Source organism: Couchioplanes caeruleus (assembly GCF_023499255.1).
Lineage (GTDB): Bacteria > Actinomycetota > Actinomycetes > Mycobacteriales > Micromonosporaceae > Actinoplanes > Actinoplanes caeruleus_A.
This window is the reverse complement of the sequence record NZ_CP092183.1, coordinates 7164078-7179203: the sequence shown is the minus strand read 5'-3', so window position 1 is coordinate 7179203 and position 15126 is coordinate 7164078. Positions and strand designations below refer to the sequence as shown.

The window sequence follows — 15126 nt, the reverse complement described above, 5'->3', positions numbered from 1 at the left end:
GCCGTGAGAACACGGGGGATGGTTGCTGTCGTCGCCGCTGCCGGCCTGCTGGGCGCGGCCGCCGGATGTGATCCCGGCAGCCTGACCGCTCAGGAGGTCGAGGTCGTCGCCGGGGCCGGTGAGAACGATGGTGGCCCTGCCGCCGACGCGTTCATCGACGGGCGGCTCGTGGACATGGTCATGGGTACCGACGGTGTGCTGCGGGTGCTGACCGAGGAGAAGGAAGCCCTCACCGTGTGGTCCGTCAAGGATGCGCGGCTCACCCGGGTCGCCGTTCCTGCGATCAAGGCCGATTACGTCAGTCAGGCCACCGCCGGGCCGGGCGGTGACATGTACGTCGCCCTGTGGAACGGCAACGGCGGGGTGTGGCGGGTCACGGCTGACGGCGCTGCCGTTCTGACGGTGGGCATTGACCGGGACACGTACCGGGGGGACCGGAAGGCCGCCCCGGACGGTGCGGCGGTTGCCGGGGCGTACGTGCGGTATCTGCACGGGGTCGCCTTCGCCCCCGACGGTCACCTGTTCTTCGCCGAGGAGCGGATCGGGCCGACGACGTATCAGCTGGTGCGTACGGTGGACGACGGGAAGCTGAAGACCGTCCTGGGCCGCGACCTGGCCGGCCTCACCGAACGTCAGTGGCGCTCGGCGCGGACCAGCACCGGCTTCCCGGAGGGCACCCCGGGGCGGCAGGTCGCCGTGGAGGGCGGCCTGAACAATCCGCTAGCCGTCGCTCAGGACGGCACCGTCTACGCCGCTCCTGGCCGTCGCAGCGTCGTCGCCGTACGGCCGGACGGCACGGCCCGCGAGGTTGTCGGCAACACCGGCGGCGGGGCCGACGACGAGGTGGACCCGCCGGACGAACCGTTCGCCGACCGAGGCCCGGCGGCCCGGGCGCGGGTGAACCTGGCCGGCGGGGGCACGATCCGGGCCGGGACGAGCAACGCGAGCCTCGTCGTGGACGCCGCCGGGGACCTGTATCTGACCAGCGTGGCCCCCGCGGGTGAGGACCTGCCGGAGACGTTCGACTGGACCGGTGACGTCAGCGACACCCAGCGGGACCTGCTCGAACGGTCCAAGGAGCAGCGCCGCGGGGCCACCGAGGTGCTGCGGGTGAAGCCGGACGGCTCCCTGTCGACCGTCGCCGCGCACGCCGACGCGGTCGCGGTGGACGACTCCTGGATGTACCTGGCGCGCGCCTTCACCGACGTCGACGGCAAGCCGCGTGTGCTGGTCGTGAGGACGAGCAAGGGTTAGAGCAGCGGCCCGATCGTCGTCTCGATGTCGGCCCGCAGCCCTCGCTCCGCCACGACCACCCGCGCCTGTTCGAGCACCGGCGCCAGGAACCGGTCCGGTCCCGGTTCCCCGGCGAACCCGGAGACCGCCGCCACCGCGGCCCGGCCCGCCGGTGACGGGTCCAGCGGTGCGCGCAGCTGGATGCCGCGTACGGCCGACAGCAGCTCCACCGCGAGCAGGCTGGTCAGGTTGTCCAGGACCGTACGCAGCTTCTTCGCCGCGGCCCAGCCCATGGAGACGTGGTCCTCCTGCATGCCGCTGGTCGGCAGGGAGTCCACCGACGCCGGGTTGGCCAGGCGCCGGTTCTCCGCGACGATGCCCGCCGCCGTGTACTGGGCGATCATCAGCCCGGAGTTGACGCCCGCGTCCGGCGAGAGGAACGGGGGCAGGTCGCGGTTGCGGGCGACGTCGAGAAGCCGGTCGACGCGGCGTTCCGCGATCGCGCCGACCTCCGCGGCCGCGATGGCGAGGAAGTCCGCGGCGAATCCCAGCGGTGCGCCGTGAAAGTTCCCCGTCGACTCGACGCGGCCGTCGGTGAGCACGACCGGGTTGTCGACCACCGAGCGCAGTTCCCGCGCGGCCGTCGTGCGGGCGAACTCCAGGGTGTCGCGGGCCGCGCCGGCGACCTGCGGCGCGCAGCGCATCGAGTACGCGTCCTGCACCGCGTGCGCGAGGTCGTCGCGGTGGGAGTCCATGATGGCCGAGTTCTGCAGGAGCCTGTGGATGTTCGCGGCCGACGCGGCCTGGCCCGGGTGCGGCCGGATGCTGTGCAGCTCGGGCAGGAACGGGCGTTCCGAGCCGAGCATCGCCTCGATGGCCAGCGCCGCCGTCACGTCCGCCATCGCGAACAGGTGCTCGGCGTCCTCGATCGCCAGCAGCAGCATGCCCAGCATGCCGTCGGTGCCGTTGATCAGCGCGAGTCCCTCCTTGGCCACCAGGTCCAGCGGCTCGAGGTGCGCGGCGTGCAGCGCCTGGGCGGCGTCGACGCGGGCGCCGTCCTTGCCGAGCACCCAGCCCTCGCCGAGCAGCACGAGCGCGCAGTGGGCGAGCGGGGCCAGGTCGCCCGACGCGCCCAGCGAGCCGTGTTCCGGCACCCACGGCGTGATGTCGTGGTTGAGCAGGTCGACGAGGCCCTGCGCGAGCTTCGGCCGTACGCCGGACAGCCCCAGCGCGAGCGACCGCACCCGCAGCAGCATCATGGCCCGCACCACCTCGCGCGGCATCGGCGCGCCCACCCCGGACGCGTGCGAGCGGATCAGCGCGTGCTGCAGCTCGGCCCGGCGCTCGGGGGCGATGGACGTGTTGGCGAGCGCGCCGAAGCCGGTGCTGACGCCGTACACGGGCCGGCCGGAGGCCTCGATGCCGTCGACGATGGCCCGGCTGCGTGCCATGGCCGCGACGGCTTCCTCGGAGATCTCGACCCTCGCGCCGTGCCGGGCGACGGCGACGACGTCGGCGGGGGTGATGCCGGTGGGCTGGACGATGACGTTCATAGCGGCACTCCGTCGTGCAGAACTGTGCTGATGAGCGGGACTCCCGGCCGGTAGGCCAGGTGCAGGTGCGAGGGGGCGTCGAGGACCACCAGGTCGGCGCGGGCGCCGGGGCGCAGCACGCCGATGTCGTCGCGGCGCAGCGCGCGGGCGCCGCCCGCGGTCGCCGCCCACAGCGCCTCGGCCGGGGTCATCCGCATCTCGCGGACGGCGAGGGCGATGCAGAACGGCATGGACGACGTGTACGACGACCCGGGGTTGCAGTCGGTGGCCAGCGCGACGGTGGCACCGGCGTCGAGCAGCCGGCGGGCATCCGGGTACGGCGACCGGGTGGAGAACTCGGCACCCGGCAGCAGCGTCGCCACGGTGTCCGAGCCGGCGAGCGCGTCCACGTCGGCGTCGCTGAGGTGGGTGCAGTGGTCGGCGCTGGCCGCGCCCAGTTCGACGGCGAGGCGTACGCCCGGGCCTTCGGTGAGCTGGTTCGCGTGGATCCGCAGCCCCAGGCCGGCTCGGGCGCCCGCGGTCAGGATCGTGCGCGCCTGGTCGCCGTCGAACGCGCCGCGCTCGCAGAACACGTCGATCCACCGGGCGTACGGGGCGGCCGCGCCGAGCATCGGGCCGCTGACCAGGGTCACGTAGTCGTCGGGGCGGTCGGCGTACTCGGCCGGGACGACGTGCGCGCCCAGGTACGTCGTCTCGGCCGTCACCTCGCCGGCGAGGCGCAGGCTGCGGACCTCGTCGGGGATCGTGAGGCCGTACCCGCTCTTCATCTCGGCCGTCGTGGTGCCCTGCCGGCGCATCTCGGTGAGCAGCCGCCGCACGGCCGACCGCAGGTCGTCGTCGGTGGCGGCGCGGGTCGCGGCGACCGTGGTCCGGATGCCGCCGCCGGTGTACGGCTCCCCGGCCATGCGCGCGGCGAACTCGGCGGCCCGGTCGCCGGCGAAAACGGGATGTGCGTGACTGTCCACAAAGCCCGGTACGACGGCGCGTCCCTCGACGTCGAGCTGTTCGTCGGCGGCGGGAGCGTGCGCGGCCGGGCCGATCCAGGCGATGCGTTCGCCGTCCACGACGATCGCGGCGTCGTGCATCGTGCCCGGTGCGGGGTCGTTGGTGACGAGCTCACCGATGCCGGTGACGAGCAGGCTCATGCGATCGCCTCCCGCAGCGCGGCCGGTACGTCGAGAGCCGTGTGCCGCCCGTCGTCGACGATGAGCCGGCCGTCGGCGAGCACGTGGGTCACGTCGGCGTTCGTGGCGGCGAAGACCACGCCGGAGGGGTCGACGCCGGCCGTGCGTACGGAATCGAGGGTGACCGCTACCAGGTCGGCCCGCTTGCCCACCGCGATCTCGCCGGCGTCGTCCCAGCCGAGCGACGCGTGCGCGGTGGCGGCCGTGAGCAGCTCGCCGGCGGTGAAGTGGCCGCGGCGTTCGGTGGCGAGGCGCTCGTCCAGCTCGACCGCGCGGGCCTCCTCGAACAGGTCGATGACGGCGTGGCTGTCGCTGCCCAGGCTCAGCGGCACGCCGGCGTCCGCGAGCCGCCGCGCCGGGCCGATCCCGTCGGCGAGGTCCCGTTCGGTGGTCGGGCACAGGCAGACGCCCGTCCCGGTGGTGCTCAGAAGATCCACGTCCTTGCCGGTCAGGTGGGTCGCATGGACCGCGGTGGTGCCGGGGCCGAGGACGCCGTGGCGGTGCAGCAGCTCGGTCGGGGTGCAGCCGTGCACGGCGAGGCACTGCTCGTTCTCGGCGCGCTGCTCGGACAGGTGCAAGTGCAGCGGCTGCCGGTCGGCGAGGCCGCCGAGGAAGTCCGCGGGCACGGCCCGGACCGAGTGCAGTGCGGCGCCGATCCGCGCATGAGCGCTGTCCCGAAGGCCGGACGTGCGAGAGAACCACCCGTCGGGGCCGCCGTCGCCGAAGCGGCGTTGCACGCCCTCCAGCGGCCGACCGTCCACACCGGACGTCAGATAGAGGGTGTCGAGCAACGTGATCCGGATGCCCGCGTCGCGGGCCGCCGCCAGGAGCGCGTGACCCATCGCGTTCGGGTCCGCGTACGGGGTGCCGTCCGGGTTGTGGTGCAGGTAGTGGAACTCGCCGACGCACGTGATGCCGGCCAGGGCCATCTCGCCGTACACCGCCCGGGCCAGCGCGTAGTAGCTGTCGGGGTCGAGGCGGGCGGCCACCTCGTACATGCGCTCGCGCCACGTCCAGAAACTGCCGCGATCGTCATGCGTACGCCCGCGCAGCGCGCGATGGAACGCGTGCGAGTGCGCGTTGGCGAGCCCCGGCAGCACGAGCCCGGGCAACGGGGTGCCGCCGCCCGCCGCACCCGGGGTCACCGCGGTGAAGCGGCCGTCGGCAACCTCGATGGCGACGTCCCTCTCGACGCGGCCGGCGACCCACGCGTGCTCGGCGAAGTACCTCACAGCAGCGCCTCGAGCACGGTGGCCAGGGCGTCGACGCCGGCGGCGCAGTCCTCGTCGGGGGCGTGCTCGGCGGGGGAGTGCGAGATGCCGGTCGGGTTGCGGACGAACAGCATCGCGGTCGGTACGTGCGCCGACAGCACGCCCGCGTCGTGGCCCGCCCCGGTCGGCAGGATCGGCGCCCCGCCCAGGATCCCGGCGAGCCGCGTGGCCAGCCCGGTGTCGAAGGTGACCTCCGGCGAGACCGACTCCGGCTCCACGGCCAGCTCCGTACCGTCCTGGCCGGCCCGCTCGGTCGCGCGCTTCACCACGGCCTCGACGAGCCGGTCCAGCGTGGCGGTGTCCGCGGCGCGCGCGTCCAGCCAGCCGCGGACCAGCGACGGGATCGCGTTGGTGGCGTTGGGCGTGACCTCCACCCGGGCCACCGTGGCGTGGGCGCCGGCCTCGCGGGCCTCCTCGTTGGCGGCGAGCACGGTGGCCGCGTACGTGAGCATCGGGTCGCGCCGGTCGGCCATCCGGGTCGTGCCGGCGTGGTCGCCGGAGCCGGTGAAGTCCATCCGCCAGCGCCCGTGCGGCCAGATCGCGCTGGCCACCCCGACCGGCGCGTCCATCTCGACGAGCGCGCGGCCCTGCTCGATGTGCAGCTCGACCACGGCCGAGACCCGGCCGGCCAGGTCCGGCAGCGCGCCGGCCGGGCGTACGCCCAGCGCCTCGCCGAAGGTGATCCCGTCCCGGTCGCACAGGGCGGCTGCCTTGTCCGGCGAGATCGCCCCGGTGAGCAGCCGGGAGCCCAGGCACGGTACGCCGAACCGGCCGCCCTCCTCCTCGACGAACGCGGCGATACCCAGCGGCCGGCGCGGCTCGAAGCCCCGCTCCCGCAGCGCGTCGACGGCGAGGAACGCGCTGACGATGCCGAGCGGTCCGTCGTACCCGCCGCCGTGCGGCACCGAGTCGAAGTGCGAGCCGGTGATCACGGCGCGGTGCCCCCAGGGCGTACCCCACCAGGCGAACAGGTTGCCGTTGCCGTCCTCGGTCACCGGCAGGTCGCGCCGGGCCGCCTGGTTGCGGAACCAGTCGCGCAGCACGAGTTCCGGCTCGCTGAGGGCGTACCGGAGATAACCGCCGCGGGAATCGCGGCCGATGGTCGCGATCTCCTGCCAGAGCCGCGGGAAGGCCGCGCTCATGATTCCCGCATGGGGATGTGCACCTGCGCCGCGGCGGCGGACTCGTAGCCCGCGTCGACGTGCCGGATGACGCCCATGCCCGGGTCGTTGGTGAGCACCCGCTCGATCTTCTGACCGGCGAGCGCGGTGCCGTCCGCGACGCAGACCTGGCCGGCGTGGATGGACCGGCCGATGCCGACGCCGCCGCCGTGGTGGATCGACACCCAGCTCGCCCCGCTGGCCGTGTTGACCAGCGCGTTCAGCAACGGCCAGTCGGCGATCGCGTCCGAGCCGTCGAGCATGGCCTCGGTCTCCCGGTACGGCGACGCCACCGACCCCGAGTCGAGGTGGTCGCGGCCGATGACGATCGGGGCGGACACCTCGCCGCGCGCCACCATGTCGTTGAACCGCACGCCGGCCTTGTCCCGTTCGCCGTAGCCGAGCCAGCAGATGCGCGCGGGCAGCCCCTGGAACGCCACCCGCTCGCCGGCCATCCGGATCCAGCGGGCCAGCGGGTCGTTGTCCGGGAACAGCTCCAGCACCGCCCGGTCGGTGGCGGCGATGTCGGCCGGGTCACCCGACAGCGCCGCCCAGCGGAACGGGCCCTTGCCCTCGGCGAACAGCGGCCGGATGTACGCCGGGACGAAACCGGGGAACGCGAACGCCCGCTCGTAGCCGCCGAGCTGCGCCTCCCCGCGGATCGAGTTGCCGTAGTCGAAGACCTCCGCGCCGCCGTCGAGGAACCCGACCATGGCCTCGACGTGCTTCGCCATGCTCGCCCGTGCCCTGTCGGTGAACTCCTCGGGCTTCGCCGCCGCGTAGTCGGCAGCGTCGGCGACCTCCACCCCGATCGGCAGATAGCTCAGCGGGTCGTGCGCGCTGGTCTGGTCGGTCACGATGTCGATGGGTACGCCGCGACGCAGCAGCTCCGGGAACACCTCCGCCGCGTTGCCGACCACCCCGACCGACACCGCCCGCCGCTCGGCCTTCGCCGCGGTGGCCTGCGCGACCGCGTCGTCCAGGTCGTCGGCGATCACGTCGAGGTAGCGGGTCTGCACCCGGCGCTCCAGCCGCGAGCGGTCCACGTCCACGATCAGGCAGACGCCGCCGTTCATCGTCACCGCGAGGGGCTGGGCGCCACCCATGCCGCCGCAGCCCGCGGTCAGCGTGAGCGTGCCGGCGAGGTCGTTGCCGAAGCGCTTGGCGGCCACCGCGGCGAACGTCTCGTACGTGCCCTGCAGGATGCCCTGGGTGCCGATGTAGATCCACGAGCCCGCGGTCATCTGGCCGTACATGGTCAGGCCGAGCTTCTCGAGGCGGCGGAACTCCGGCCAGGTCGCCCAGTCGCCGACGAGGTTCGAGTTGGCGATCAGCACGCGCGGCGCCCACTCGTGGGTGCGGAACACGCCGACGGGGCGGCCCGACTGCACCAGCAGCGTCTCGTCGCCCTTCAGCCGGTCCAGTTCGCGGACGATCGCGTGGAACGACGGCCAGTCGCGGGCGGCTTTGCCGGTGCCGCCGTACACGACCAGGTCGCCGGGGCGCTCCGCCACGTCGGGGTCGAGGTTGTTCATGAGCATCCGCTTGGCGGCCTCCTGCGGCCACCCCTGTGCCGTGTACGCCGTACCGCGCGGTGCTCGTACCGTCTCGGGCATCCCGTCCTCCTTCACGCTTCGAAGATGTGGCGGCGGGCGGCCGTCGCCTCGAACTCCTCCAGGCGGCGCTGCGCCGGCTCCGGCGCGGCGTCACACATGGCCTGCAGCACCACCATGGCCAGCGCCATCGGGCCGGTGTGCAGGTCGAACACGAGCTGGGTGCCGACCGGCGCGCTCAGCACCACGTCGGCGGTCTCGGCGACCGGGCTGATCCCCGAGTCGGTGAGCGCCACGATCGCCAGCCCGGCGTCCTTCGCCTCCCGGATGGCGTCCAGCGTCTCCCGCGGATAGCGCGGCAGCACGACCGCCAGCAGCGCGCTCGCCCCGGCGGCCCGGGCCTGGTCGATCCGGTCCAGCAGCATCGTCCCGCCGCCGTCCAGCACCCGAACGTCCGGATGCACCTTCGCGGCGAAATATCCGAAGTACGCGGCCAGCGGCGCGGCCGCCCGCAACCCGAGCACGGGCAACGGGCGGCTGGCCGCGAGCAGCGCGGCCGCCCGTTCGACGGCGCCGAGATCGCTCAGCTCGTCGGCCATCCGCTCCAGATGCCGGGTCTCCGCCCGCAGCGCCCGCTGCATCGCGTTCTCCCCGCCGTCCGGCTGCCCGGCGGGCACCCCGGCCAGCGCCCGCAGCTCCCGGCGCAGCGCGGGGTAGCCGGCATACCCCAGCGCCATCGCGAACCGGGTCACCGACGGCTGGCTCACCCCGGCCAGCTCGGCCACCTCGGCCGCGGACAGGTACGCCGCCGACGGCCCGTGGTGCACCAGGCTCTGCGCGATGCGCCGCTGCGTCGGGGTGAGCCGGGCGCCCTGGAAGAGGTCGAGCACCCGCCCACCGGGCCTGACCGCTGCGTCATTCACGCAAGCAGACTATGCATAAAAACTTTCACAGCGCTAGTACCGCTTCGTATGGTGATGCGATGGGGGGGGTTTCCCTCGCTCGAGGAGAAGCAGCGAAACCGATCGGTCTTCGGGCACAACCCGGCGGGGAGTCTGAGTGTCCAACACACGTGATGAGCGTTTCCGTGCATGACAGCGAGCCCGATCCGGCGGTCGACAGCCGCGAGGACTCCTCGGCCTCCGTGATGAGCGAGGTCTTCACCGGCCAGTATTCGTCCCTGGTCCGGCTGGCGGCCATGTTGCTGGACGACGCGCACGCGGCTGAGGACGTCGTGCAGGACGCCTACGTCCGGGTGGCCACGCGCCACTACCGGCTGCGCGATCCGCACAAGGCGCTGGCCTACCTTCGCCAGACCGTCGTGAACCTGGCCCGCAACTCGCTCCGGCGCCGCCTCCTGGCCCGGCGCCACTCGGTGTCCAGCCTGTCCGCCGAGGCGAGCGCCGAGGACCACGCGATCGAGCGGTTCCGGCAACAGGCGGTCGTACGAGCCCTCCGAGCCCTTCCCCGCCGGCACCGCGAGGTTCTGGTCCTGCGCCACTACCTGGGCTGCTCCGTCGAGGAGACCGCCGGTCTGCTCGGCCTCAGCGCCGGTTCGGTGAAGGCGTACGCCTCACGGGGTGGCCGGCAACTCAAGGCGCTGATCGAGGGAGAGGAGATCCACTGATGGACGACGAGGAGCTGCGCCGGCACCTGCTGCAGGCCACCGAGGGATTCCCGCTGCGCGGGCCAGACGGCGATGTCCACCGGCGGGTGCTGCGCCGGCGGCGGGTCACCGCCGGTTTCGTCGTGGCGCTCGGTCTGACCGCCGTGGCGGGGATCGCGGCGATGCTGCCCGTGATGACCGGCTGGATGGCCGAGCCCGACCGGGGCGGACCGGCGGCGTACTCGGCCCGGGCCGACTATGTCGGCAGCGGCTGGGACCTCACCGGTGTCGCCGAGGGGACGACCGCCACCGACATCCCGGCCGGGGTCGGCGCCCGGCTGGACCTGGTGCCGGACGGCCGCATCGTGATCTACAACGGCGTCAACACGCTCAGCGGAACCTTCACGAGGACGGCCGACGGGTTCGAGGTGCGCGACGTCGGGTCGACGTTCGCCCTGTACGGCGGCGACGACGCCCGCCGGCTGGCGGCGATCGCGGCGCTGAACACCGTCGCGTACGGAAATCGGGACGGCACCACGGCTTCGGGCCCGGCGCGTACCACCGTGCTCGGCACACCGGGGTCGCAGCTGGTTCTGCAGGCCGGGTCGTTCCGCCTGACCTTCGACCGTGCCGGCAGCGCCGCGGCCAGCCGGCCGGACCTGCCCCCGGCGTCCGGAAAGGTGAAATAGGGAAGGCGGCCTCCGGTCAGGGAGGCCGCCTCCTGCGGTGCGACCCGCGCGATCGCCGGGCGCGTCAGCCGGTGTAGAGGGTGGCTCCCATGTTGCTGAGGAACACCCGTTCGCTGGTGAACTCGATATAGGCGGAGCACTGCGTCGCGATCCGCAGCGATCCGCAGTTGCTGGTCTGGGTCTCCTGGCTGCCCTGCAGCATGCCGACCGCCTTGACGTAGGTCCCGCCCGAGACCGGGATCAGGATCGGACCCCCGCTGTCGCCGTGCGCTCCCGCGATGCCGGACTGGGCGTGCACCCGGATCGACGAGAACGACCCGTAGCCGTCGTTGAAGCTCTCCCTCATGTTGTCGACGACCAGGCCGCAGTGCACGCCCGAGTTGGCGCCGCTGCTGCAGACCGAGGTCCCCTGAGAGACGTCCGCCAGGCCGTTGACGGTCTTGTGGTAGCCACTGGAGTTGTTCCACGCCCCGTCGAACATCCAGTAGAACCCGTCACCGGTGAGCAGCCGGTTGCCCGTTCCCGCGTCCGCGTCGTACCGGCTGCCGTACTGCGAGGCGGAGGTGTTGAGATCCCAGGCCCGCCAGCTGTCGTCGTCGCAGTGCCGGGCCGTCGTGGTCCAGGTGAGGTTCGAACGCTTGATGCCGAACCCACTCGTGCAGCCGTTGCCCTGGCTGCCGCGGATCATCCCGCCCGCGTTCTTCGCGCCCGTGTCCGTCGAGCGCGTGGTGTACGGGATCGAGGCCCGGCCAGGGGTGAAGTCGGCGTCCAGCCCGGTGAGCGCCTTGACCGCCGGCGCCATGGCCGACGCCCGCGAGCCGACGTCGGCCGCCGTGGTGGCAGCTTTGCCGGGCACCGTGCCGGCCACGGTGAGCTTGTCGTTCTCGACGGTGGGGCCGGCCACCGAGGTCACCCGGAAACCGCCCAGCCGGGCCGCGTTCCGCGGATCCAGGAGGAGCGCGGTGGCGCGGTCGACCGACGCCCGGGTGTAGCTCACGTGCTTGATGATGATCTTGAGTCCGCGCCGGGCGCCCTCGGTGACCGCCTTGGACTGCTGCGGCGAGTTCCCGTGCCACTGCAGGGTCATGCTGCGGTCGTTGATGTTCACCCCGGATTCGTAGAAGCCGTCGGCGACCACGCCCGGCCGGGTGATCAGCCAGGTCTTGAAGTCGTTCAGATCTTCCTGGTTCTTCATGCCCTGCGTGCCGAGCGCGGCCTTGTACAGCTCGTAGACGTCGGTCCCCTCGGGGACGCCCTGGCCGCTCTTGGTGGGCGTGGGATCCTTCGGCGGTGTCGCCGCCGGATCTGCCTTCGCCGGTACGGCGCTGCCGACGACCAGAAGAGCCGCGGCCCCGGCCACGACTAATCTGCGCCGCACCGGGGTGCGTTGCGACGGTTCTGTCATTTCATTCCTCCCCGCTGACTTCGGTCACGATGAGACGGAAAACGTCCGACGAATAAACCGGTTTTCCGCTCGGACCGCTCACCGCAGCATCCCGGCGCGGATGGGTCCTGTACATAGTGGACGGGAGATTGGCATGCAAGATTTTCTGATGCGGCGAGTGCGCCTGTAGCAGGTCGGCAGCCCTGACGATGGGCTGGTGGAGGACGGTTTGCTCGGGCCCCCTGTCGTCGTCGATTGCCGACACCGAATTGGCGATCCGGTGGACATCAATCTACCGACGCCTATTTAAGGGAGGTTGACCGCCTATTTCCGCCCGAATTCCATGACCGCCGGACGAGCACAGCCGCCGGCGCTCGAGAAATGCATGCCGGATCGCCGGGCCTCCCGCTGCCGGCCGGGTGGGCCGCGCTGCCGAAGAGCCTGTGTCAGGCTGGGCGGATGCGGATCGCGTCGCTGCACACGTACCCGGTGAAGGGTTGTCACCGCCTCGACCACGACGAGGCGGTGACCGAACCGTGGGGTCTGGCCGGCGACCGCCGCTGGATGGTGATCGACGCCGACGGGGTCGGGGTCACCCAGCGCGAGGCGCCCGCCCTCACCCGCCTGCACGCCGTGCCGCGGCCCGGCGGGATCGTGCTCAACGGCTTCGACGTCGCCGAACCCGTCGACGCGCCCGAGACGACCGTCCACGTCTTCAGCTCCCAGCCGCCGGCCACCGCCCGGCTCGCCGCCGCGGCCCGGCCGCTGCTCAGCGAGCTCGTCGGCCGCGACGCCCGGCTGGCCTGGCTCGGCGACCCCGCGGCCCGGCAGGTGTCGTTCGCCGACGGCTTCCCGGTCCAGCTCGCCAACGAGGCGTCCCTCGACGCGCTCAACGCCCACCTCGACGACCCGGTCCCGATGACCCGGTTCCGCCCGAACATCGTCGTCGCCGGAGCCGCCGCCTGGGCCGAGGACGCCTGGATCGGCGGGCGCCTGCGCATCGGCGGCGTGACGTTCCGCGTCGCCGAGCACTGCCGCCGCTGCGTGGTGACGACCATCGATCAGGAGACCGGCGGGTCGGGCCGGGAACCCCTGCGCCTGCTCGGTGCGATCCGCCGGTACGCCGACGGCCTGCGCTTCGGCATTCAGCTCGTCCCCGACGTCGCCGCAGGTGAGACGCGCGTCATCCGGGTGGGGGAGCCTGTCTTAAGCGTCCCTTAGAGGAGTTGCCCGGCCCGCCGTACCCGCGCAGGATGCCTCAGCGTGACAGCTCATCGCCTCCTGCGTCCCCGCTGGCTCGCCACCGGCGGCGCCGTCCTCCTGGCCGGCGTCCTCGGGGTCGCGCTGCTGCTGCAGAACGGCGGCGGCGCCTGCGCCGCCCCGCCGACCAGCGCCAAGCACAAGGGCAAGGCCACGTTCTACGACCTCGCCGGAGCGACGGGCAACTGCAACTTCAAACCCCCCGCCGACGACCTGTACGTCGCCCTGGGCCGCACCGAATACTCGGCGGCCCTGTCGTGCGGCAGCTACATCGACGTCACCGGCCCCAAGGGGAAGGTCCGCGTCAAGGTCTTCGACTCCTGCCCCGAATGCACGGTCGGCTGGCTGGACCTGAGCCGTACGGCCTTCAAGAAGATCGCCGACCCGGTCCAGGGCGTCGTCCCGATCACCTACCGCGCGGTTCCCAACGCCAAGACCCCCGGCCCGCTCAGCATCACTTTCGCCGAGGGCTCGTCCCAGTACTGGTGGGCCGTCCTCATCGACAACCACGCCAACCCCATCAAAGCGGTCAAGGCGAAGGGCCCGGGCGGTTCCTGGATGACCGCCACCCACGCCGACTACAACTTCTGGATCATCGACCGGCGCACCGGCAGCGGCCCGTTCCAGATCAAGATGACCGACATCTACGGCAACACGGTCACGGCGAAGAACCTCAAGCTGATCCCGAAGAAGAAGCAGGCGACATCCGTACGCTTCGCCGGCGGCTCGACGGTCACCGCGTCCCCGTCGAAGTCGCACTCCGCGTCGCCGTCCCCGTCCCCCTCGAAGAAGAAGCCGTCCCCGTCGGTTTCCCCGCCGGAGTCACCGCTGACCGAGGCGGCCACCGTGGAACCGACCCAGGAGGAAGACCTGGCGCTGGCCGCAGCCGCCCCCGAGCCGTCCTGCTGAGCCGCCCTCTTTCAGCTCGTCACGTGTGACGGCGACGCAGCAACGATGCGATCTCCAGTTGGAACGCAAAGGGCTCCTCGGCAATGAGCGTCTCGCCCGGGCCGGTGACCACGGCCGGGACGTAGTGGTTGCCGGACAGTCGATCGAGGTGCAGTTCGACTGAATCGTCCGGCTGTTCGACCCTCAGATACCAGCCGATCCCGGCGGCTGCGTACAACTGCGGCTTCAGCAGCCGATCGACGCCCGCGTTGCTCGGCGACACGACCTCGATGACGAGCTTGGCCTCGGCGGCCTCAACCGTCGTGCCGACGTCGTCGGTGTCGGCCACGACGATGTCCGGCTGGACGATTCGCCCACCGGCCAGCCGAAGGTTGACGTCAAGGAGAACCAGGAGACCCGCTCGCTGGGCCGCGGTGTAGAGACCGGTCGCCAGTAGGAATGCGATGTGTTGATGGCGCTTGCTCGGCGCGGGGCTCACCCACAGGCTCCCGTCGATCAGCTCGATCCGGTTCGCGGTCTCGCCGAGCGCGAAGTATTCCTCCTCGCTCCACGGGCCCGGGTGCTCCAGCATTGCCACGGTCATCGGATCGCCTCACCTCTCGGCGGATGCTGTCACAAGCGTGCCATGTCAGGCCCTGCCCGGGCGACACGAACCGTCGCGACCGCTGCTGCACCTGGCTTGTCGTTAAGCAAGGTGTCATGCGACCAGGTCGTCGTCAAGTCGCCGCCTCGTGGTTGTCGTCCCTCAAGCCGGCGCCGTGCCTGTCAGCGCAGGTCGAGCCACATGAAGACCTCGTCGCGGTCGTCGCCGGGGGCCACGCGCAGCGCGCCCGGGATGCGGCCGGTCACGCGGTAGCCCGCCTTGGCGTAGAAGTCTTCCAGCCCGTGCCCGTCCCGCAGCGTCACCTGCAGGCCGGCGAGGCCGAGCGCGCGGCCCACCTCGGCGGCTTCGCGCAGCAGCGCTGCCCCGTACCCGCGGCCCTGGGAGCCGGGTTGCACCATCACCCGCTTGAGCACCCGCCAGTGGGCCTTGAGCGCGAACCGGTTGTCGATGATGAGCAGGAGGGCGGCGAGGCGGCCGCCGTCCATGCCGACGAGCAACCGGTCCGGGCCGTCCTCGACATCGGCGAAGGCGGCGGCGGCGATCGGGCGGACCTCGTCAGCGGTGACCGGGGCGACGAACCCGACCGCGCCGCCGGCGTTGGTGACGTCGGCCCAGAGGTCGACGATCTGCTCGCGGAGCTGCGCGGTCAGCGGGGGATCGAGAACGAAGGTCAACGCCATCCGTTCATCGTCCCGTCGCCGGAGCCGTCCGTGGCTGCGG

The 15126-nt window shown here is 72.3% G+C and carries 14 protein-coding genes; 5 read left to right on the top strand and 9 right to left on the bottom strand.

Annotated elements, in window-relative coordinates; all coding sequences use genetic code 11:
- Nucleotides 1-3: 3 nt before the first annotated feature.
- Nucleotides 4-1254, top strand: a complete 1251-nt coding sequence (locus tag COUCH_RS33140) for a hypothetical protein (protein WP_249609112.1) — start codon at nucleotides 4-6, stop codon at nucleotides 1252-1254.
- Here the strand turns inward: COUCH_RS33140 and hutH are convergent.
- The 6 genes from hutH to COUCH_RS33110 are packed head-to-tail and all read right to left on the bottom strand — an operon-like array spanning nucleotide 1251 to nucleotide 8877.
- Nucleotides 1251-2786 (bottom strand): histidine ammonia-lyase, encoded by a 1536-nt coding sequence (hutH, locus tag COUCH_RS33135; protein WP_249609111.1) that lies wholly within the window; start codon nucleotides 2784-2786, stop codon nucleotides 1251-1253. The genes COUCH_RS33140 and hutH overlap by 4 nt on opposite strands.
- Nucleotides 2783-3931: an imidazolonepropionase gene (gene hutI / locus COUCH_RS33130; protein ID WP_249609110.1), complete on the bottom strand. Its 1149-nt coding sequence runs from the start codon at nucleotides 3929-3931 to the stop codon at nucleotides 2783-2785. The genes hutH and hutI overlap by 4 nt, the downstream gene beginning before the upstream one ends.
- Nucleotides 3928-5202, bottom strand: coding sequence for a formimidoylglutamate deiminase (locus COUCH_RS33125; protein WP_249609109.1), 1275 nt, complete (start codon nucleotides 5200-5202; stop codon nucleotides 3928-3930). The genes hutI and COUCH_RS33125 overlap by 4 nt, the downstream gene beginning before the upstream one ends.
- Nucleotides 5199-6383 carry an allantoate amidohydrolase gene (locus COUCH_RS33120; RefSeq protein WP_249609108.1) on the bottom strand — a complete coding sequence of 395 codons (1185 nt, stop codon included), beginning with the start codon at nucleotides 6381-6383 and terminating at the stop codon, nucleotides 5199-5201. Before COUCH_RS33120 ends, COUCH_RS33125 begins: the two co-directional genes overlap by 4 nt.
- Nucleotides 6380-8017 (bottom strand): urocanate hydratase, encoded by a 1638-nt coding sequence (gene hutU, locus COUCH_RS33115; protein ID WP_249609107.1) that lies wholly within the window; start codon nucleotides 8015-8017, stop codon nucleotides 6380-6382. Before hutU ends, COUCH_RS33120 begins: the two co-directional genes overlap by 4 nt.
- 11 nt (nucleotides 8018-8028) lie before the next feature.
- Complete coding sequence (locus COUCH_RS33110) at nucleotides 8029-8877, bottom strand: MurR/RpiR family transcriptional regulator (RefSeq protein WP_249609106.1); 849 nt, start codon at nucleotides 8875-8877, stop codon at nucleotides 8029-8031.
- Nucleotides 8878-9029: 152 nt separating this feature from the next.
- Here COUCH_RS33110 and COUCH_RS33105 point away from each other — a divergent pair, with 152 nt between their 5' ends.
- Both COUCH_RS33105 and COUCH_RS33100 read left to right on the top strand, forming a co-directional pair.
- A complete protein-coding gene (locus tag COUCH_RS33105) occupies nucleotides 9030-9581 on the top strand; it encodes a sigma-70 family RNA polymerase sigma factor (protein ID WP_249609105.1) in 552 nt (183 codons plus the stop codon).
- The gene (locus COUCH_RS33100) at nucleotides 9581-10249 is read left to right on the top strand and encodes a hypothetical protein (protein ID WP_249609104.1); all 669 of its coding nucleotides are present in this window, start codon (nucleotides 9581-9583) and stop codon (nucleotides 10247-10249) included. The genes COUCH_RS33105 and COUCH_RS33100 overlap by 1 nt, the downstream gene beginning before the upstream one ends.
- Nucleotides 10250-10313: 64 nt before the next feature.
- Here the strand turns inward: COUCH_RS33100 and COUCH_RS33095 are convergent, their stop codons facing one another.
- Nucleotides 10314-11654, bottom strand: a complete 1341-nt coding sequence (locus COUCH_RS33095) for a S1 family peptidase (RefSeq protein ID WP_249609103.1) — start codon at nucleotides 11652-11654, stop codon at nucleotides 10314-10316.
- A 438-nt stretch (nucleotides 11655-12092) separates the two neighbouring features.
- On the opposite strand from COUCH_RS33095, the gene COUCH_RS33090 reads away from it, so the two are divergent.
- Entirely contained in the window at nucleotides 12093-12854 is a 762-nt protein-coding gene (locus tag COUCH_RS33090) for an MOSC domain-containing protein (protein ID WP_249609102.1), read from the top strand.
- Nucleotides 12855-12896: 42 nt separating this feature from the next.
- The gene (locus COUCH_RS33085) at nucleotides 12897-13802 is read left to right on the top strand and encodes an expansin EXLX1 family cellulose-binding protein (protein WP_249609101.1); all 906 of its coding nucleotides are present in this window, start codon (nucleotides 12897-12899) and stop codon (nucleotides 13800-13802) included.
- 19 nt (nucleotides 13803-13821) lie between these two features.
- On the opposite strand, the gene COUCH_RS33080 is transcribed toward COUCH_RS33085, so the two are convergent.
- Complete coding sequence (locus tag COUCH_RS33080) at nucleotides 13822-14385, bottom strand: Uma2 family endonuclease (RefSeq protein WP_249609100.1); 564 nt, start codon at nucleotides 14383-14385, stop codon at nucleotides 13822-13824.
- 182 nt (nucleotides 14386-14567) lie between these two features.
- Complete coding sequence (locus COUCH_RS33075) at nucleotides 14568-15086, bottom strand: GNAT family N-acetyltransferase (protein WP_249609099.1); 519 nt, start codon at nucleotides 15084-15086, stop codon at nucleotides 14568-14570.
- Nucleotides 15087-15126 lie beyond the last annotated feature (40 nt).

What these genes read in the sequence shown, in the direction of transcription:
- COUCH_RS33100 (WP_249609104.1), top strand. Translation starts at nt 9,581, where the DNA reads ATGGACGACGAGGAGCTGCGCCGGCACCTGCTGCAGGCCACCGAGGGA.
- COUCH_RS33095 (WP_249609103.1), bottom strand. Translation starts at nt 11,654, where the DNA reads ATGACAGAACCGTCGCAACGCACCCCGGTGCGGCGCAGATTAGTCGTG.
- COUCH_RS33105 (WP_249609105.1), top strand. Translation starts at nt 9,030, where the DNA reads ATGAGCGTTTCCGTGCATGACAGCGAGCCCGATCCGGCGGTCGACAGC.
- COUCH_RS33080 (WP_249609100.1), bottom strand. Translation starts at nt 14,385, where the DNA reads ATGACCGTGGCAATGCTGGAGCACCCGGGCCCGTGGAGCGAGGAGGAA.
- COUCH_RS33075 (WP_249609099.1), bottom strand. Translation starts at nt 15,086, where the DNA reads ATGGCGTTGACCTTCGTTCTCGATCCCCCGCTGACCGCGCAGCTCCGC.
- hutU (WP_249609107.1), bottom strand. Translation starts at nt 8,017, where the DNA reads ATGCCCGAGACGGTACGAGCACCGCGCGGTACGGCGTACACGGCACAG.
- COUCH_RS33090 (WP_249609102.1), top strand. Translation starts at nt 12,093, where the DNA reads ATGCGGATCGCGTCGCTGCACACGTACCCGGTGAAGGGTTGTCACCGC.
- hutI (WP_249609110.1), bottom strand. Translation starts at nt 3,931, where the DNA reads ATGAGCCTGCTCGTCACCGGCATCGGTGAGCTCGTCACCAACGACCCC.
- hutH (WP_249609111.1), bottom strand. Translation starts at nt 2,786, where the DNA reads ATGAACGTCATCGTCCAGCCCACCGGCATCACCCCCGCCGACGTCGTC.
- COUCH_RS33120 (WP_249609108.1), bottom strand. Translation starts at nt 6,383, where the DNA reads ATGAGCGCGGCCTTCCCGCGGCTCTGGCAGGAGATCGCGACCATCGGC.